At 35.8% G+C, this 21201-nt stretch carries 9 protein-coding genes and 1 pseudogene; all 10 read right to left on the reverse strand.

Annotated features, from left to right (window positions below; translation table 11 throughout):
* Window positions 1-74: 74 nt before the first annotated feature.
* Window positions 75-2009, reverse strand: a complete 1935-nt coding sequence (locus tag EAH81_RS11230) for a family 43 glycosylhydrolase (RefSeq protein ID WP_140506996.1) — start codon at window positions 2007-2009, stop codon at window positions 75-77.
* The gene (locus EAH81_RS11235) at window positions 2009-3379 is read right to left on the reverse strand and encodes a glycoside hydrolase family 27 protein (RefSeq protein WP_140506999.1); all 1371 of its coding nucleotides are present in this window, start codon (window positions 3377-3379) and stop codon (window positions 2009-2011) included. The genes EAH81_RS11230 and EAH81_RS11235 overlap by 1 nt, the downstream gene beginning before the upstream one ends.
* 182 nt (window positions 3380-3561) lie before the next feature.
* Complete coding sequence (locus tag EAH81_RS11240; protein ID WP_140507001.1) at window positions 3562-5982, reverse strand: sugar-binding domain-containing protein; 2421 nt, start codon at window positions 5980-5982, stop codon at window positions 3562-3564.
* Window positions 5983-6093: 111 nt separating this feature from the next.
* A complete protein-coding gene (locus EAH81_RS11245) occupies window positions 6094-7680 on the reverse strand; it encodes a glycoside hydrolase (protein ID WP_140507003.1) in 1587 nt (528 codons plus the stop codon).
* A gap of 251 nt (window positions 7681-7931) precedes the next feature.
* Window positions 7932-9566, reverse strand: a complete 1635-nt coding sequence (locus EAH81_RS11250) for a glycoside hydrolase (protein WP_140507005.1) — start codon at window positions 9564-9566, stop codon at window positions 7932-7934.
* 1 nt (window position 9567) lies between these two features.
* Window positions 9568-11169, reverse strand: coding sequence for a RagB/SusD family nutrient uptake outer membrane protein (locus EAH81_RS11255; RefSeq protein WP_140507007.1), 1602 nt, complete (start codon window positions 11167-11169; stop codon window positions 9568-9570).
* Window positions 11170-11180: 11 nt separating this feature from the next.
* Window positions 11181-14213 carry a SusC/RagA family TonB-linked outer membrane protein gene (locus tag EAH81_RS11260; RefSeq protein WP_140507009.1) on the reverse strand — a complete coding sequence of 1011 codons (3033 nt, stop codon included), beginning with the start codon at window positions 14211-14213 and terminating at the stop codon, window positions 11181-11183.
* A gap of 46 nt (window positions 14214-14259) precedes the next feature.
* Window positions 14260-15657, reverse strand: a complete 1398-nt coding sequence (locus EAH81_RS11265) for a hypothetical protein (RefSeq protein WP_140507011.1) — start codon at window positions 15655-15657, stop codon at window positions 14260-14262.
* Between the two features lie 709 nt (window positions 15658-16366).
* Window positions 16367-20413 carry a two-component regulator propeller domain-containing protein gene (locus EAH81_RS11270; protein WP_140507013.1) on the reverse strand — a complete coding sequence of 1349 codons (4047 nt, stop codon included), beginning with the start codon at window positions 20411-20413 and terminating at the stop codon, window positions 16367-16369.
* 595 nt (window positions 20414-21008) lie between these two features.
* Window positions 21009-21201: pseudogene (locus tag EAH81_RS27835) on the reverse strand (integrase); the annotation flags it as partial.

Below are 21201 nucleotides of genomic sequence, written 5' to 3' on the forward strand. Positions count from 1 at the left end.
TATCATAAAAAAACAAAAGACTGTTTCTTAAATCGAAACAGTCTTTTATTTTTTATGAAAACTCAATTCTAAAATTACTTAATTGCGTTAATTCCTGTATGAGTTGGAATTACTTGTTTTATAGTTCCATCGGGATTAAATTCGAGTTTATCGATACAAACTTCACGATGAAAACCTGCTGCATCACCCATTTTTATTCCCGTTGGATAAGAGAAACGATGATACGTAATATACCATTCGTCCTTGTTTGGAATTTGTAATACGGAGTTATGTCCGGTAGCATAAATTCCCTGATCCGGAATACCTTGTATTACGATATTATTTTCCGGAATTTCAATTGGACCTAAAGGAGATTTTGAAATTCCGTATCTTACTTTATAATTCGGGCTTCGGGTATCATCTTCACTCCAAAAGAAATAATACTGCCCATTTCTGTAAATTACATACGTTCCTTCGCGAAAACTATCATTCACTTTAATTAGTTTGGTACTTCCCGGTTTTATCGAAACCATATCAGGATTTAATTCGGCTACAGCCATATACATATTACCCCAGTACAAATAACTTTTACCGGTTTTAGGATCTGTAAAAACATCCGGATCAATTTCCTGTCCGTCTTTTACGCCCTCCGGTCTTGCACTAATTAGAGCTTTTCCACTATCCTTAAAAGGTCCCGTTGGATTATCCGAAGAAGCAACACCTATTTTTTGAGCCGCTGTGAAATAGTAGAAATACTTGTGTTTTCCTTTGATTTTTTTCTCTACAATACAAGGCGCCCAAGCATTTCTGTTTGCCCATGAAACATCTTTTCTAAGATCAACAATAATTCCTTCGTCTTTCCAATCGATTAGATTATCTGATGAAAAAGTCTTGAAATAATTTCCTGACCAGCCATCAAATCCATCGCTTGTGGGGTAGATATAATATTTCTTTGTTTTATTTGAATATAAAATCTCAGGATCTGCATAATAACCTTCAAGAACCGGATTGTTGTTTATTTTTGGAAATTGCTTCGGCACTCCCCATTTTGCAATCAATCTTTTTAATTCAGAACGGGTTATTGGTAAAATGGTTCCGTGACGCGGATTAAAATCCATGGAAATATTCTTATCAATTACCGTGAAATTTTCTAAATCTTTCGTTTTTGTAAATTGATATTTCCCTTTCGTGTAAACGTCATACATCAAAATATACTCATCAGAATTGTTGAGTTTAAAAACGCTGGAACCTTCAACTCCGTCACTCGTTTGTTGCAGATAATTATCGTTTTCAATCCATTTTCCCGAAGTTAAATCTGTTGTTGTCGCTACTTTTATTCCTGCTTTCTCCGTTTCGGTTTTACAGAAAAGATGATAAATTCCGTCTTTCTCAATAATATCTCCGTCAATACAAGCTCTTTCCGATTTTGGTACAAATAATAATTTTGGCGCACTTTCCAGAGCTGTAAAATCCTTATTTGCATAAGCGTAATAAATTTTATCAGGACCTCCGGCATATTGAAGACTGAAGTAAATCATGTATTTACCAGCTTTGGCATCATAAATAGTTTGTGGCGCCCAAACTCGTTTTAGATTTTCGTTTCCTGAAAAAGTGGTTTGAATATTCACCACACTACTTTCCCATTTTACAAGATCGGTGCTTTTAAGTAAAATCATTGCGCGATTACTATCCCAGCCTTTTGACGAAGTCATATCCGTCAAAACCATATAAAATGTTTTACCATCGTCGCCACGCAAAATATGCGGATCACGAACGCCACCTGTCGAGCTTATCGTTTTACTGTCAATAACAGGTTGGTTATCGTTGAGATGATAATAATGATAACCGTCTGCGCTAATGGCATATCTTACGGCTTCTTCTTCGATATTATTTCCTGTAAAATAAACAAATAAGTAGGCTGTTAAATCTTTGTCAGCAAGGATTGGCGGAGTCCCTTTTGTGTTATTCTGAGCTTGTAAAAAATTAAAAATCATTAAAAACAGTACAAAGCTAAATTGTAATTTTCTCATTATTTTTTACCTTTTAATTGATACAAAACAGAACTATGCGGCTTCAATTCTGCAGAAATCTCTTTACCAGAAACCTTTGATTTTTCACCAGTCCACATATTTAAAACTTCAATATTATCCGAAATTCCCAAATCTGAAAAATTCACCGCTATTTTCTCAGAACCATTATCCGAGATATTAAACAAAGCCAAATAAACACTTCCGTCTTTGGGATTTTTTGAAGTCACCGCAATTTTACCCTCTTTCTGAAAAAGCTGTTTTACATCATTGCTTTCGTTATGCATTTTTACCACATTTTTGTTGGTTAACAATGATAGAGTAAATGCATCATTACTTGGTAAATCTCCACCAAAAAACAACGGTGATTTAAAGATATTAAAAAATGTAATCAGCGTATATTGCTCGTCTTTTGTCAAACGGGTCATTCGGTCTTCACCGCGTTCGCCTCTTAAAGAAATACGTCCCAGCGGAATCATGTCGCAGTCTGGCCAGGTTCCTGCTGCAATGTACGGATACCATTTTTGACTTACTTCCATCAAATGTGTAATGTGCGGCCAAGTGTCCCAAACATCATCAACCATACGCCACATATTGGCATGTTCTTTTACATGTGAAGCTGCAGAAATAGGCGTTTCTCCGGGCGAAGTGCTCAATACAATTTTACGTCCGCACTTGTCGATTGCATTTCTAATCAGGTTGATTTCCCCTTCGTGATACGGTCTTGACAAATCGTCAATTTTGATAAAATCTACGCCCCATTGCGCATAAAGTTCAAATATTGAATTGTAATATTCTTGTGCTCCCGGTTTGTCTGCCAAGATTGTGTAATTATCTTTTAGCCATTCGCATTGCAAAGCTGTTGTATAAATTTGATCTGCAGTAATTCCGTTTGTGCCTTTAATTGGCATTTTGTCTTCAACCGCTTTTTTAGGGATTCCGCGCATAATGTGAATACCAAATTTCAATCCTTTTTTATGAATATAATCTGCTAAAGGTTTAAATCCTTGTCCGTCTTTCGCCGATGGAAAACGATTTACCGCCGGCAAATATCTTCCGTATTGATCGATTACATAACGCGGATCTGTTTGGTTGTATCCTCCTGCTTTATCATTTTCTACAAACCATCTGATGTCTACAACGATATATTCCCAACCAAATTTTTTTAGGTTTTTAACCATATAATCGGCGTTGGCTTTTACTTCGTGTTCTTCAACAGTTGAACCATAACAATCCCAACTGTTCCAACCCATTGGCGGTCTTTGCGCCCATTGTTTGAACTCTGATTTTTTGGAAGTTGTGGTTTGTGCATTGGAAGAAATTGATGCCAAAACAACTCCGATTATCAGGGTAATTATATTTTTTATTTTCATTTTAATTAAATATGTGTATAATTTACACTTTAAATATAATAAACTTTTTGATACTATATAAAATTAACCTGTAGGCTTACCAAAAAGACTGACAGGTTAATTTTTTATAACATTGCATTGATTAGACCTAACAGGTTTTAAAAACCTGTTAGGTCTTCGTTGCCAACTTTCTTTACGCTAAATTATTTCACATTAATCGTAACTTCAACGGGTTTTAACCACTGACTTGTAAACGTTACTTTTATAGGCTGTGCTTCTCCAGTTGATTGAATGTAAGCGGCAATATGTCCGTGAAAAACTCTTTGAACATTATCTGTATAATCTGTCATGTCGCTGTTGTTTCCGGCTTCAAGTCCTAATAAGACACCTGGTCCTGAAATCGTACACGTCACTTCATTGTCTGAAAGCATAATCGGTAAACCATTTTGATCTTTTACCTGAACCATTATTTTTGCAACTCCTTTGTCTTTTGAGATTGTGATGTTTTTATCGGCAATTGTCAATTCAACAGGTTGTTGTGTTGATGAGATTGCATATCTGCTTACTTCCTTATCATTTTTATCTAAACCAATTGCTTCTAATTTACCTGATGCAAATGGAATATCCCAATAGATAATTCCTGTTTTTTCGTCGTAAGGTTTTGCTTCACCAACTACTTTTCCGTTTAATTCCAATCGTGCTTTTGTTGCATTTGTATAACACACCACGCGAATCATTTCACCTTGAGTGTAATTCCAGATTGCCCATGCGTCCTTAGAAACATCTTTTACATCTTTCAACGGATAAGTTCCCATATATACCATTGGTTTATCTGACCATAATGACTGACGGAAATATCCTCTTGGTTTGATAACTCCTGCAAAATCAACCAATCCGGAGTAAAATCCTCTTGAAGGCCATCTTCCTGATTCTCCCAAATAATCGATTCCTGTCCAAAGAAATTGTCCAAAAATATGTTTGTTATTTTTTACCGCTAACCAAGGTGCCATATCATGCACATTCTCACTTCCAAAAATAACTCTATTTGGATATTTTTCATGATCTGATTGGTATTTACTTTCCGTATAATTATATCCTGTAATATCTAATGCTCCCGGATATTCTGTTTCGTTAGACATTGCAACGCCCGCTAATCCTGCCGTAGTTGGACGTGATTTATCGTATTTTTTTACGGCAGCAACCAAACGTTTTGCAATTACGCCAAGACGCATGGCATCTGGTGCATCTTTCTTGTAACCACCATAAGCAGCTTGACCAAAACCTTCTTTTCCTTTGTCTAAAACTGGGTGAGAATACGGGTCGTTTGGATAATCTACTTCGTTACCAATACTCCACGCAAATACTGAAAGGTGATTTCTATCGCGACGTACGAAATCTTCAAGGTCTTTTTCTCCATACTCGGCAAAAATATCAAACGAACCTTCAAATCCCGGAGTTCCGTAATTCCAACCTTCTAACCATTTTCTTTTTGGAAATTCCCATTCGTCATAAGCTTCGTTTAAAACCAATAATCCTAATTCGTCGCAAAGCTCATAAAAAACAGGCGCTTGCGGATTATGACTGGTACGAATGGCATTTACGCCAATTTCTTTCAATGTTTTAAGTCTTGTTTCCCAAACTTCTCTTGGAACTGCTGAACCCAAAACTCCCGCGTCATGATGCAAACAAACGCCTTTCATCTTCATCCATTTTCCGTTTAATGCAAAACCATTATTTGCATCGAAAGTAAAAGTTCTAAAACCTGTTTTTGTAACGGTTTCATCGATTTGTTTTCCGTCTTTTAAAACGGTGGTTTTAAGCTGATATAAATTTGGATTTTCTAAATCCCACAACTGCGGATTTTTTACGTTTATCTTAGTCGAAATTTTTCCGGTTTTATTGGCTGCAACTTCAAGTTTAGAAGATGTTTTTGCAACTGATTTTCCGTCTTTTGCAATCAATTCATTAATTACAGTAACGCTTGATTTTGTCGAAGCGCCATTTTCTACATCAACCTCAACATTTAAAGTTCCTGTTCCGTTTTTTACTTCGGGATAAGCGTAAACGCCCCATTGTGCAATATGAACCGGATTGGCATAAACCAACCAAACATTTCTGTAAATTCCAGAACCTGTGTACCATCTTGAATCGGCACTTTGACTGTGATCTACACGAACTGAAATAATATTTTCTGCTCCGTATTTTATATATGGAGTTGCATCATAAGCAAAAGAAATATACCCGTTTGGACGTTTTCCTAATGAATGTCCGTTGATGAAAACCTCGCTTCTGTTATAAACACCTTCAAAATAGAGATAGACTTTTTCGCCTGTTTTGGCTTGCGGAATATTAATTGATTTTCGATACCAGCCAATTCCGCCTGGCAAGAAACCGGTGCAGCTTGCTAATGTTGGACTCAATTGTCCCTTTACACTCCAGTCGTGCGGCACATTTACAGATTGCCAATTGCTATCGTCGTAAGTTATTTTTTGCGCATCAGGAATGTCTTGTAAATTAAACTTCCAGTTGTCATTGATTTTTTTTGAATCTCCAAACGATATCTGACTGAACGCAGACAAACACGAGAAGAGAAGTACGGGTAGTAAGATCTTTTTTGTAAACATTTTTTATTTTTATCTGTTGTTTTTTTAGTTTCAGGTTTTTCTTGTTTCAAGTTTTTAGTCGCAGTCGCAGTATTCAGTTTTCAAACTGAGACTGAAAACTGAGACTGAATACTAATATTCTAATTCTCCAACGAACGTGACAATAGATCTTGCAGGGATTTCAAGATTATCGATTTTCTGAGTGTTGGTTCTTTTTAAATTTGAATTTTCAGAAGTTATGTATGGTATTACTTCGTTGTCTTTTACAGTTCCTTTTGATAAATTGAATTTGTATTTCTGAGGAGATTTTCCACAGTTTACAGCCACTACAATTAGTTTTTGGTTTTGTACATCTTTGTATGCGGTTAACATTACGTCGTTTGCAGCGTCAATTTCGTTTTGATTTGGAACATCGATTCTAAGCATTCCGGGACGTACAAACAAGGAATAATTCCCTAGAGCCCAAAGTAGTTTAGAGTCGTGAAATTCTCCATCGTTTCTAACATAATCCGGTGCTGTTCCTCCGTTGCTTTTTCCGTCGTCTAGATAAATCAAACCGTCTTTATAATCAACACGTGTGAGAGAAGTCCACCATTGCCATGAAGCGGCATTTGCAACTGCAATATCATTGTGAATTAAACGTGCTACGAATAATGCGGTTTGCATTCCTAAATCTCTTCCTCCGCCTGAACCACCCGGAATCTCTGCTTCTCCCGGATTTTCTAAAATACAATATTCAGATTGCCAATATTTCAATCCCGGATTTTGTTTTATGTTTGCGGCGATTAATTTTCGGCTTAAAACCTGTTTCTCCACTGGCCATGTTGTAAAATAACTGTGTCCTAAAATCACATTTTTTACATTGGAAAATTTCGAAATATTTGTTTTTGTTTTTCCAAAGAAATACTCAATCTGATTGTCTCTGTTTTCTGAATTTACATTTTCGTACAAATAATTGATTTGTCCCGCTTCTGCAATTACAATTTCGGTACTCATTTTATTTGCCTTCAATTTTTCTGAAAGTGATTTGGTCAAATCATAAATTTCGGGATTGGTTGCCGGCGTTCCTTCCTGACTGTTTGTTCCGTTATTACCTGGCATCCATTCCCATTGCGGTTCGTTTATTGGACTTACATAATCGAATTTAATTCCTTCTTTCTTTTCCAATCCTTGAATACTTTGAACTAAGAAATCGGCAAATTTTGGAATTGCTCCATCTTTTAGATTCAGTTTATTCTTTTGAGTTGCAAAAGATAATCCGTTGTTTGTCATATAAACCGGCGGACTATTGGTAAAAATCAGGAATTTCTCGACTCCGCGTTTTTTGGCTGCCTGCAAGAACCATCTTTGCCCTTCTTGTTTATTGAAATCGTAAGTTCCGTCAGCTTGCAAAAAAGATTCGCTTCTTCTCCACTCGTCCGAAACTTTACTGTTTTCGCCTTGTTCTGTACTTCCTGCACCAAGATTAAATCTCCAGATCGAAAGTCCAATTCCTTTAGGGTTTCCTTGTGCATCAATTTCTTTACTAAAAAGTAAATCGGCAATGGCTTTCTTTTTTTGGTCGGGCCAATTTTCCCCAACAAACTGACATCTCCAGGCATCAGAACCTCCAAAACCATCCATTGTCTGAACTACATTATCTGTGCTAATGGTTACGGTTCGCTGCGCAAATGACAGCGAACTCATGACCAATAAAAGCGAGATATATACTTTTCTCATTTATTTTATGCTAATGTTTTTATTCTTTATTTTCAATCGAATTCTTGTCTTTTCGTAATCTTTTCTTTCCGTAATTTTGTCATTTCGACAGAGGAGAAATCACACACGTAACTCCGTTCCTAAAGTCGCCAATCTTTGTCGAGCTTCTAGTGTGATTTCTCCTCCGTCGAAATGACAAACTTTGTGAGTATTATCTTTGCCAAAGTATCTCAAAACCTTAGCAACTTAGTACCTCAGCACCTTAGAACCTTCTACTTATAACTACCAACATAAGTCACAACTGACTTAGCTGGAATTACAAAATTCGCTGCATCAACTGCGGTTCCTTTTTTCAAACTCAATGTTTCTGAAGTTATATACGGAGTCAATTTGTTATCTGTTAAAGCTCCTCCGGCAAGATTCAATTTGTAGGCTTTCGCCGATTTACTGATGTTAACTGCCACAACTACCAGTTTTTTTGTTGCCTGATCTTTGTATGCGGTTACCATTACATCATTCACAGAAGTGGCATTATCAACACTTGGAATTTGAACTCTGACCATTCCCGGTTTTACGAAGAAAGAGAAGTTTCCTAAAGCCCAAAGTGTTTTTGCATCTCTGATATAGCCGTCATTTTTGCAATAATCTGCGTTTCCTGCACCGTTGCTTGAACCATCGTCTATGTGAATTAAACCGTCTTTGTAATCTCCACGGCTAATGGCTGTCCACCATTGCCAGGACGTTACGCCTCCAACGGCAATATCAGTGCTGATAATACGTGCGGTCCAAAGTGCGGTTTGCATTCCTAAATCTCTTCCCGGACCTCCGCCACCCGGAAGTTCTGAAGTTCCCGGACTTTCTAAAACACAATATTCTGAAGACCAAAGACTCAATCCTGCAACAGATTGTGTTCTTGTTGCGGCTGATTGTCTTGAATATACCAACTCTGTCAAAGGCCACGCTTGCCAATAACTGTGTGCCGAAATTGTTTTTTTGACATTGCTTAATGCTGCAATATTTTTAGCTGAATTTACTCCAAAGAAATAATCAATTTGGTTGGATCTGCTTTCTTTTCCTGAAATTGTTTTGTAAAGTGGCTCATAAGAACCGCCTTCTCCTACTATAATTTTAGACTCTAATGCTTTTGCCTGTAATGCCGGAGAAAGAACTTTTACAAAACTGTAAATATTTGCATTTGTAGCCGGTGAACCTTCTTGTCCGGATCCGTCCCACTCATATTGCGGTTCATTAAATGGGCTTACATAATCGATTGTTAAACCTTGTTCTGTTTTTAATTTGTCCAAAGATGTTGCCCAAAAATCTGCTAATTCCGGCATTTTTCCATCTTTCAAATTATAAAACTCTTTGATGGTTGCGTGTGCTTTTCCGTTTTGAGTTAAATAAACCGGAGCACTATTAGTGAATGCCAACAATTTTTCAAGACCACGTTCTTTTGCAGCTTTCATGAACCAAACCTGTCCGGCTTGTTTGTTCATGTTATAGGTTACGCCATCTGTTGTAAAACATTCTGTACGTCTCCATTCGTCACCAATGTCGCTTGCATCTCCTTGTTCTGAACTTCCTGATCCAAGGTTAAAACGCCATAGAGATAATCCGATTCCTTTTGGATTTCCGTCTGTATCGAGTTCTTTACTGAAAAGTAAATCGGCTATTTTATTCTTTTTATCCGAAGGCCAATTTCTACCTATAAAATTACATTGCCATGCATCTGAAGCTCCAAAACTTTCCATTGTTTGAAGATTTGCATCGAGATTGATACTTAACTCGGTTGTGGTATTTTCAGTGTTTGAATTGTTATTTTCGGAATCGCAACTCACTAAAATGGAGTTTGCGAAAAGCAAGCCTGCACATAGCAGACTTACTTTATTGTTGTTGATAAACTTCATTTTAGTAACCAGGATTTTGTGTAATTAAACCTCCGCTTAAATCAATTTCTAATTGTGGTATTGGCCACAAAAGGTTTTTAGCCGGATTAAAATTGATTCCTTTGTCTTGTGATTCTCTTAAGTTTGTAGTTTCATACGGATCTGTAGAGTTCAGATTGTATTGAACAAAAGTTCCGCTTGGTCCCATTAAACCTTCAATTACAGGTCTTCCTGTTGTTGGATCTTTTTCACGACGGATATCATATAAACGCAATCCTTCAAAAGCCAATTCCAGACGACGTTCTTTATAGATTTGTTTTAAAAGTGTTGGTCCTGCCAATCCTGTTTTTGGATCTAATTTTACGCGCGCTCTTAAGATGTTGATATCTGCCAAAGCATCTCCTCCTGTATGATAATTTGCTTCTGCTCTTGTCAAATACATTTCGGCCAAACGAATCAACGGAATATTTAATGGTAAATGCCCGTCTTTTTTGTCTAATGCGCGACGTGTTGCTACCGGAATATAATATTTACGACAGATACGTCCTGATTTATTATCGTTTAAACTGAATTTGTGTGTTGGATTTAAAACTTCGTCTCCATAAGCTGCTTCTCCCCATTTGGTGATTGTGCTTCTGCGACGTATCTCATCATTTTCAGACAAATAGGCATTTTCCAGATCGCTGGTTGGCATACACCATCCCCATCCGTCAAGAACATCTACGGCATCATTGCTTGGGAAATATTTTTTGTCCTCGCCTCTTGCTCCGGCTAATGTTGGCAACATCGAACCCAAACTTTTATCCTGAACCGAAGATGATTGTGCTTCAAGAATCGATTCTACTCCGTTATGATTGTTTACATTCCAGATGTTTAAGAAATCACTTTCTAAAGCATAAGGTCCTTCTGAAATTACTTTGTTTGAATACTGTTTTGCCTGTGCCCATTTTTCCTGAAATAAAGATACACGAGCTAATAAAGCATACGCTGCCCATTTGTTTACTCTTCCTTCTCTGTTTACCGGAATGGTTTCTAATTTTGCAGCAGATTCTTTAAGGTCGGCTTCAATTTGTGCATAAACGTCGGCAGCAGAACTGCGTTGTAATTTTAAATCGGCGGTACCTAGAGATTTTGTATATAACGGAACTCCTCCAAAAAGATTCACTAATTCGTAGTAACAATAAGCACGCACGAATAATGATTCTCCCATATATTGATTCCTTTGAGTTTCTGAAATTGGCGATGCAGCCATTTTTTCCAAACCAATATTAGCCGATTGAATCGTGTAATAATGAGCGGTATAAATACTGTTCATATCTCCCATATTATCAGGCGTAATCACGTATTGTGAGCATGGTCTGTGTGCACTGTTGTCCTGACCTGTATTTCCCATCCAGGCATCATCTGTAGACATTTCGTTGGTAACTCTTGGTGCTACTAATGCGTACCAATCGTTAGGAATCAACAACCTACGTGTCAATTCATTAACGTAATTCTCGCATTCCTGCGCAGTTTGAAAATAATTCTCCAGGGTTTGAGTTCCTCTTTCTTCTTTTTCGATAAAATCACTGCATGAAACTGCGAGTAATGAAAAAGTTACTATTGCTATTATTATTTTTTTCATGTCGTTTTTTATTAAAATGCTACATTAAGACCCATCAAAATTGTTGGCTGAACCGGATAGTTCCATCCTCCAAAACCTGATCCTTTAACTCCATCATCTTGCTTAGGATCTCCACCAGCAACTTCAGGATCAACTCCCGTGTATTTTGTCCAGGTCCATAAATTCTGACCTGATAATGAGATTCTCAATTTGTCTAACCCAAATTTATTGTAGAATGAAAATCCTACCTGAAGGTTTTTCATGCGCACATAAGAACCATCTTCTACATAAAGAGAAGAGAATTTGGTGTAGTTTTCGTTATTATCGTCTTTAGACAAACGCGGAACAGAGTTTGAAGTACCTTCGCCATGCCAAGCCATTTGCTCTAATCCGCTTACTTTGTTTGTAAGGCTTGTACCATTGTATAAATCTGAAATATTTTGATTTACGATATCATTTCCTATGCTTGAATAGAAATTTGCTACTAAATCAAATTGTTTGTAAGCAAGATTAAAATTCAAACCAACGTTATAATCTGCCCACGGAGAACCAATTTTAGTTCTGTCTTTATCATCCAGTTTTCCGTCGCCATTTACATCTTTAAAACGAACATCTCCTAATTGTGCATACGGTTGTAATTTAGTTCCGTGTTCGTCTGTATGAGCATTTAATTCCGTTTGATTTTGGAATAAACCATCAGCTACATATCCGTAAAAATATCCCGGTTCTTCACCTTGAACAGTTAATGTTCTATTTCCTGCACCGTATAATCTTTCTCCGTTTGCAGATAATGACAACATTTTTACATTTACAGTCGTAAAAGTCATATCAACTCCATACGTGAAATCTCCTTTTTTATCTTTATAAGAAACCAACAAATCAATTCCGCTCGATTGCATCGATCCTACGTTTGTCCAGATTGTTGAATAATTTGGAAAACCGCTGTACGTTGGAAATTGTTTCTTAAACAACATATCTTCTGTTTTCTTCTGATAATATTCTAATGATCCTGAAAGTTTGTTTTTCCATAATCCAAAATCAAGTCCAAAACTGATGTCTTCAACTGTTTCCCATTTAATGTCTTTGTTTGCCATTGATGAAGGGAAAGAAGTATCGGTAACCACGGATCCAATAGGATAAAAACCTTGCCCAATGTTTGATTGATAAACGGCTGTTGGCAAACCTTGATTTCCTACTTTACCCCAACCTGCTCTAAATCTTAAATCGCTTAGAACATCTTTTGCAGGTTCCATAAATCCTTCATTAAGAATTCTCCATGAAACGGAAGCCGAAGGAAAATTTGCCCATTTGTTATTGGTCATAAACTTTGAAGAACCATCACGTCTAAAGGTTCCTGTAAAGTAATATTTACTATCATAGTTATAAGAAAAACGAGAAATGTAAGACATCAACGAACTTGACCAGCTGTTACCGCCACTATTGCGGTTTTTGGTTGCTGCATTCAACTCTCTCATTGCATCGCTGTTGTTAGGAACGCCTTCTCCATATCCCCAAAGATCCTTACCATTATACTCTTCCATGGTATTACCAATCATTAAAGAAACATTGTGTTTGTCCGCGATTGTTTTAGAATATGTTGCTGTATTTTGCCATGTCCAGTCGACATTTGTAGTATTCCATCTTTCGATCGTATTAATCTCTGCTTTTTCGTGTGCAGCATCGATGATGAAATCCGGATTAAATCTGCTTCTTACTTTATCTCCAACTTCTATAGACGCTTGTGTACGAAACACTAATCCCTTAATTGGCGTGTATTGCAAGTATCCGTTTGTATTTAAATTGTACTGATCTGTATAATCATCATAACGTTTTACAGAGGCAACCGGATTCCATATATAAGATGGAGAACGGGCATAAATACTGTATTCATTTTCTAATCCTGTTAATTGGCTCGCCGGTTTATAGATTGGCGTAATTGGATCGATTTTATCAAAATCTGCCCAGTTTCCAGGTGCTCCATAAGTTTCATAACGTGGATTTAAAGTAACTCCTGCCGAAAATTTATCTGAGAATTTAAAATCATTGTTAATTCTCATCGTGATTCTTTCCCATCCTCCAACTTCATAAATAGATTCTGAATTGTAGTAATTCAAACTAACTGAGTAAGTGTGTGTATCAGAACCTCCGCTAACTCCCAAAGAAGCATTGGTTACGGGAGAAGCTTTTTTGATTCCGGCATCCCACCAATCTGTAGTTTTTCCTCTATATTGAGAAGGATTTGGCAAATAATCAGCATAACCAGAGTTGTTATAGGCCTTATTCATAATTGAAGCATAACCTTCGGCATCAGCCATATGATACGGATTATTCATCAATTGCATTCCTGAACTCATATCAAAATTGAATCTTGTTTTACCCGCTTTCCCTTTTTTAGTCGTGATCAAAATAACTCCATTTGATGCACGAGAACCGTAAATAGCACTTGCAGAAGCATCTTTAAGAACTTCCATAGATTCGATCTCGTTATTGCTCAAGAAGTTAATACTTGTTCCCATTGGGATTCCGTCTACTACATAAAGCGGATCTGTGCTAAGGTTTACCGTAGAAATTCCGCGAATTAAAACTCTTGGCTGAGCTCCCGGACCTCCTTGTCCTGTAACCTGAACTCCTGAAACTTTTCCCTGCAAAGATTCTGCAACGTTACCAACGGTCATTGTTTGGAGTTCTTTTCCTTTTATGGAAGAAATTGAACTCGTTATATCGCTCTTTTTTACAGCGGCATATCCTACAACCACGATTTCGTCTAATGCCTGACTGGATTCTTCCATGATGACATCAATCGCGGTTTTATCGCCTACTGGAATCGTTTTATTGGTAAAACCAACAAATGAAAATTCGATTTGTGCGTTTTTATTCGGAACGGTAATTACATAATTTCCGTCAAAATCTGTGGCGGTTGTGGTAGCTGTACCTTTAACAAGCAGGTTAACTCCGGGAATTGGCACATTGCCTTTGTCCTTTACAGTACCTTTTACTTTTATTTGTCCAAACGATGCAACGGTGCACATCAGGGCAATAAAAAATCCTATATATTTAAATTTCATCTTAATATCTTTTATTAGTTAAATGTCATAACGGGATTACAACAACTTATTTTTTTGTGATAAATACTCTTTCCAATTCCGTATCCAGAATGACTTTATAGACTCCCGGTGCGGCAGGATATTTAGCATTTCCGTTTTCTCCCGGTGACATTGTACAAATACCATTTTTGATTAATCTCCATGACGGACTCCACCATTGACCTGTAAAAGTCGCTTCCAATTGTCCTGTCAAAGTATATTCTCCTACTAATTGGTAAGGGTTATTTGGGTTGTTTGCCAAGTGTAATCCTGTTTGAACCCAAGCGTCCCATGTATCCCATGTTGCACCTTGAATTCCGGCGCCGCAAACACTCACGAAAGGTCTTCTTTGTGCTTCGTCATCGTGCCATAAACCGTTGGCAACATCTGCCCAAACTTTGCTTGATGGCGTGTATTTTACAGCAGAATAAGTCAAAGTATTTGGATTTACTTTTATAATGTAATATCCTTTTGTTGGCAAAATAATTGGTGTTGAAACAACATCATCAACCAAAGTTCCTGCTTCGTTCAATCCAAAACAATGTGGGGCAAAGTCTGATTCCTGACCTAAGAAATAAACTTCTTTATTGTCTTTGTCAGCATAATATTTGAATTCGAAATCTTGTCCGTTTTTCTCGTGGAAATACATTGGTACTCCAACAGCATCTGTAGTAAGATTAGTGCCTTTTGGCTGATCGCATAAATAGATTGCCGGATACTCGTTTGTAGCTACGATATTGACATTTAGTGTTCCTGTATTAGGAATCGCAAATTTATCTTTTGCCGTAATTGTCAATACATAATTTGCCGCTGTAACAGGTAAAGTATATGTTTTATTGAAGGTGTAAGATTGTGGCGCTCCTTGAAGCTGAACCATTTCATCAATGCCTAATTCAGCACATTTAACTTCGATATAATCAATTCCTGAATCGTCGTTAACGACAAAGTTTACGGGCATTTCTTTGCTTGTCGACAATAAAATTACAGCTCCTTCTTTTGGCGTTATCATTGTGATTGCCGGTGCAGCAAATTCTCCGTCTAAACGTAAATTAATCTCTTCATTAATGGCGTTACCCGAAACATCTGTTATAATTAATTTTATTTTGAAAGCTTCAGAAGTTCCTCTGTTTGCGGGAATTTCAAAGAAATAGCTCAAATCATACGATTTAAGTAAAGGATCTGTTGCAAAGCTGATTACTTTATCCAGAGATAATTCCGGAATCTGAATTTGTACGCTTTTTAATCCTAAATCATCTGCCAAAGCGGCTTTGATTTCAAATTTTCTACTTGGTGCACCGTAAATTTCTTTTGTAGACACTACTACCGTAGGATTATCAGAACTTGGGAAATCTGATTCGTTATTTTGACATCCGCTAAAAAGGACGGCAAAAAGGGCGAGAAAAAATAAAAATACATTTTTTTTCATTTCGTTAATTTTAAGGTTAGGTTAGTTAGTTAATTTGATAATAAGAAAATGAGATAATTAGATAATTGGCCTGATTAATAATTTTCGCATTTTCTATTTTTTTATAATTCGATAACGAGAAAATTGATCATCAACAATAATTATTTAATTGACTAATTATCTCATTTTCTAATTGATTATTCTTTTGAAATTTATTTAAACCCGCAGCTTTTTCATGACTGCGGGAATGATAAGTACTACGTAAAACCAACTCTTACTATCTTATTTTAAAGAAGGCTCAATTCCTTTAAACAGATAAAAAACTTATCGTAAAATAAACACTTATAACATACACAGTAATACAACTTAAATATTGCTATAAGTGCAAAGTAATGTCGAGTTTAAACTTTTAAGGAGGGACAAAATGGAAAAAAAAGGAGGTCAAAATCGCAATTAACTATTATTTTAGGTTAAAAATTACTGATTATGAAAAAATAACTACATTTTTTTAAACAATACGCAATTACTAGATTTTGATACGTTTTTACGACTAAAACGTTTGCGGTTATTTTTTAAGAATATTTCATAAACCTAAGCACGTCTACTTTGTCATTTCGATCCCGAGGCTTCGGGAGAGAAATCACACTCGTAACTCGACAAAGATTGACAATTATCTGTGCGGAGCTTCTAGTGTGATTTCTCCCTTCGGTCGAAATTGACAATAAAGAGTTTACTTGATAACATTCAAATCTGCGTTGAACGAACTCTTGTATTTTTTAATGTATTCTGAAGGTGTCATGCCAAACAGTTTCACAAATTGTTGTCTGAAGTATTTAGGATCTTCAAAACCAACTTCGGCACTTGCCTGAGTAATATTAATATCTTCGGTGAGCATTAACATGGCAGCTCTTCGAATCCGGACTGAGCGGATAAAAGCGTTTAAGGTTTGTCCGGAAATGATTTTGATTTTGGTGTAAAGCGTTCTGTGGCTCATTCCCATTTCGAGAGCAAAGTTTTTAATGGTGAAATCTCTTTTATGAATATTAGCTTCTACAATATCAATACATTTCTTTAGAATTTCCTGATATTCTACGGGAACTTTTTGCGTGTTTTCTTTAAGTGTAATACTGTCTAAGAAATACGTTCTAAGATTACTGCGGTTTCTTAACAATGATTCTACGCGCGCTACAAGTATATCATCATCAAAAGGTTTTGTGATATAATCATCGGCTCCATCGCTGATTCCCTGTAGATGTGTTTCGGGATTTTTTGAGGCCGTTAATAAGATTACCGGAATATGAGATAAAGCACTGTCTTCTTTTATTTTTCGACACAATTCCAGACCGTCCATTTGCTCCATGGTAATGTCGCTTATAACCAAATCCGGCATGTGTTTTTTGGTCAATTTTAAACCTTCTTCCCCATTTTCGGCACTGTAAACAATATAATTAGCTGAGAATAATTTTATCAAATAAGCCCTGATTTCGGCATTATCATCAATTATTAAAACGGTGCGTTTATCCGTAAGCATAATTCTTTGGAAATCATTTTCTGAAATTGAAGTAGAAAACGGATTATTCTCTTCGATTTCATCAACGATCAATTCATTAAACAACTGACTTCTTTGCGGAATTTCATTTGTAATCTCTACATCTTCAAAATGGCTGTTTCCTTTTAGAAAAGTTAACTTAAAAATGCTTCCTTTTCCTATTTCACTCGTACAGCTTACGGAACCTTTGTGTTTGTCTACAAAATATTTCACGATATAAAGTCCAATTCCAAAACCGGTTCCTACTGAAACTTTTGAATTGATTTGTTTGAATTTTTCGAAAATAATATCAATATCTTTCTTCTCGATTCCGTCGCCATTATCAGCAATTTCGAGAATTACTTCACGATCATTTTCATCCAGATTAAGATTAATTGTTCCGCCAATTGGCGTGTATTTAAAAGCATTTGACATTAAATTGAATAACGAGATTTCGATTTTTTCATAATCTCCTATGATCTCAATTTCGTGATCCGGAATATTAAAATTGTAATTGATGTTTTTATCTTTTGCCTGATTTACAAAACACTGATAAACTTCATTGCATAAACTGTTCACATTGATTGTTGATAATCTTAGTGAATCAGCATCGTTTTCGGCTTTTCTAAAAAGCAATAACTGATCGACAAGACTCAAAAGTCGTCTTGCATTTCTGTGCGCAATAGCCAAATCACTCCCTGAAGATCCGTTTTGGACACTTTCTTTCTGAACTGCTTTTTTCAAAGGATTTATAATTAGCGAAAGCGGTGTGCGAAACTCATGTGAGATATACGTAAACATCGAAGATTGTTTTTCGGCAATTTCCTTTTCTTTCTTGCTTTCCAGCTCGGCGATTTTAACCTTATATTTTAGTTTTTCTTTGTTTTTATGGTATTCCAAATAAGCAAAAATACTTGCAATACCTGCTAATAAATAAAGCGTATATGCCCACCAGGTTCTGTACCATGGCGGTAAAACGTTTATGGTAATAAGACTTTCTGCTGCATTCCAACCACCTTTAAAATTGGTTGTTTTAACCTTAAAAGTATATTTTCCTTCGGGCAGTCTTGAATAATTTGCTTTTCGGGCCTGACCCACAAAATTCCATTGTTCGTCCCAGCCTTCGAGGAAATAAGCATAATTTATTTTGTCGGCATTATTATAATCCAAGGCAACAAATTCGAGCGATAATGTAGTTTGATCATAAGGCAAACTCACTTCTTTGATTTTCCCCGAATCCCATTCTGAAACTAAATCTGTTTTGCTGTCTTCAATAGGTTGATTGTTTACATAAAAATCTGTTAGCAAAAGGTTATTTTCCTGATTGTATCCTTTTATGGCTTCCGGAAAAAAGATATTAAAACCATTAATTCCGCCAAATAAAAATTCTCCAGTTGATAATTTAATGCCGGCATTAAAACTAAATTGATTGCTTTGAAGTCCATCGTTTACAGAGAAATTTCTAAAAGTTTTTCTCTTTTTATCAAATCTGCAAACGCCATTATAGGTACTCATCCAGAGATTTCCTTCTTTATCTTCCAGTAATCTTAAAATGGTATTCGATGGCAAACCGTCATCTGTAGTTAATCTTTTGAAAGTGTTTTTTTTTCGATCAAATAATAACAAACCACCTTCCTGAGTGCCCAACCAGAGATTCTTGTCTTTGTCTTCGTGAATACATCTTACGGGATTCCCGATGGTGATTTTATTGATTTTTCTTGTTTCTTTTTCTATAGAAAATAACGACGTATAATTTCCGCCCCAAAGTTTACCATCACTGGTTTGGGTAAGACATTGCAAATTATTTATCGATTTATCAAAGAGCTCAAAATTATTTTGAGCTTTGTTAAAGAGATATAATGAACCTTCGTTTGTGGCACTTGCCCAAATATTGGCTTTGGAATCTTTGTAAACAAACCAAATGTTTTTTTCCGTTTGTTTCGTAAACGGATTGTAACAGGAATAATGTGTGACGGTATTGTTCTTTGGGTTTATTTTATTCACGCCGCCCGCCCACGTCGAAAGCCAGATTTCGTTATTATTGTCCCTAATAATGCTTGTAATAAATGAGCTCGAAAGCTTGTTACTATAATTGATGTAGGTATTGTTTTTTCTGTTCCAATATTTTAATCCTGCTCCGTCTGTACCAACCCAAATGTTGTTTTTTTCGTCTTCACAGAATGATAAAATAAAGTTTTCTGCAGGATTATTGGCATTATATCGAATGCTTTTAAAATATTTGGGCGTATTGCTCAACATACTGATTCCGCCTCGCAAAGTACCAAACCATTTGTTTCCTGATTTGTCTTCGTACAAACTCCAAACCGAATTACTTTTTACAAGATTATTATCTTTTATAGTATTCGAAGCGATTGCTTTTTTATTGTTGCCAATCACTCTGTAAATTCCGCAGCCATCTGTGGTAACCCAAACATCTTTTTTCTTATCCAAAAGAATGTCTGTAACACTGCATTTACTTGGGAAATAATTCTCCGAAAGAGTGGCGGATTGCGTATTAAATAAAAAAAGCCCTTCGTCTGTTCCCAACCAAAGATTTCCATCAACAGTGCGTTTCATTGCTTTTACTTCGATCGAAAGCGGAAAAACAACTTTTAATTTTTTAGTTCCATAACTGTAACTGCAAACACCAACATTTCTGACATAGATCCAGGAATGTGCCTTTTCCTTGTCGTCCTGAATTGCTATGGCATCATAATTATCGATGTTGGTTTTATTTCCTTCTGCTTGAAGCGGAATATGTTTTCCAATAAGCGAACCATTTTCAAAACTAATTAATCCTAAATTTTGTGATGCCACCAAAACTATCTTATCAGAAACGGCGCTGGTTTGGTGAATAATATCTTTTAAGATTTTTGGCTTTTGGTTTGAAACAATATATTCAACAGGACGAAATGTTGCGTTCTTTTTATTGTAAATACAAATTCCGTTAGAACCTCCTATCCAGATATTGTTTCCTGAATCGCCTTCGATATTGTAAATGGTATTAAACAACAAAGAATTTTTGTCGTTGATTCTATTCCGGTACACTTTAAAATTATATCCATCGTAACGGTTTAATCCGTCATAGGTTCCAAACCATAAATAGCCATCACTATCCTGAAATATTGTTGTTACAGAATTGTTCGATAAGCCATCGGATATATCCAGAAATTTAACGGGATTATCCTGTGCATTAATTATGGGTGTAAAACCAATTAATAATAGAAAATGCAGAACAAAATACTTCAAAATAAAGGTGTTTTTTGATTTTGTGTATAAAGTACAATTATAACCTAATTTTATATATATTTAACAATAAACTGCAAACAAAATTCATGTTTACTCTTTATTTACATCAACTATTTCTTTATTTCATATTTTTAATAAACCAATCCCTATAAAATAACAATACACTTAAAAGCCGACTTGATTTTAGATTGAAGATTAATGATTGCTGATTTTGATTTAATAATGGTAAATATTAAGATTGTCTATTTTACACTGCTTCAAACATCTGAAATCAAAAATCGTTAATCAAATTTCATCAATCATTTTCGCAATTTTTCCTTAACTAAATGACATTGCCCAACGGTCATTATTATTTCTGATTATGTAACTAAGTGGTTCCGTTCAGGACAAGGCATAAAAAAACCTCGTTTAATTTCTTAAACGAGGTTTTTGTCTTTGAATACAAATATTATTTTTTTGATTCTTCAATATTATCAATATCTTTTGATWATATTGAAAATCAGAAGAAGTAAATTATCACAAGCTGTTTTTTAGAATCTTTGATAATCAATTAATTACAGAGATACTCTAAAAAACAGCTTTTCATAATAATATACTAAGCTAGTCCCTTTAAGAACGATTTCAGTTCTTTGTCATCATTCCAGGAAGCTTCTTTTATATCCACATTAAAAAAGTTTTCCGAAGCTTTTTCTAAAGCCTCCCTTTTAAATCTTGAATCTGCCTTTGCATATATTTCCGTCGTTTGGATGGAAACATGTCCCAATAAATCACGGATATAGACTAAGTTC

This window comes from Flavobacterium pectinovorum (genome assembly GCF_006438875.1).
GTDB lineage: Bacteria > Bacteroidota > Bacteroidia > Flavobacteriales > Flavobacteriaceae > Flavobacterium > Flavobacterium pectinovorum_A.

Bases quoted from the DNA above. Each gene is read 5' to 3' on its own strand.
- EAH81_RS11230 (WP_140506996.1), bottom strand. From the start codon at position 2,009: ATGAGAAAATTACAATTTAGCTTTGTACTGTTTTTAATGATTTTTAAT.
- EAH81_RS11235 (WP_140506999.1), bottom strand. From the start codon at position 3,379: ATGAAAATAAAAAATATAATTACCCTGATAATCGGAGTTGTTTTGGCA.
- EAH81_RS11240 (WP_140507001.1), bottom strand. From the start codon at position 5,982: ATGTTTACAAAAAAGATCTTACTACCCGTACTTCTCTTCTCGTGTTTG.
- EAH81_RS11245 (WP_140507003.1), bottom strand. From the start codon at position 7,680: ATGAGAAAAGTATATATCTCGCTTTTATTGGTCATGAGTTCGCTGTCA.
- EAH81_RS11250 (WP_140507005.1), bottom strand. From the start codon at position 9,566: ATGAAGTTTATCAACAACAATAAAGTAAGTCTGCTATGTGCAGGCTTG.
- EAH81_RS11255 (WP_140507007.1), bottom strand. From the start codon at position 11,169: ATGAAAAAAATAATAATAGCAATAGTAACTTTTTCATTACTCGCAGTT.
- EAH81_RS11260 (WP_140507009.1), bottom strand. From the start codon at position 14,213: ATGAAATTTAAATATATAGGATTTTTTATTGCCCTGATGTGCACCGTT.
- EAH81_RS11265 (WP_140507011.1), bottom strand. From the start codon at position 15,657: ATGAAAAAAAATGTATTTTTATTTTTTCTCGCCCTTTTTGCCGTCCTT.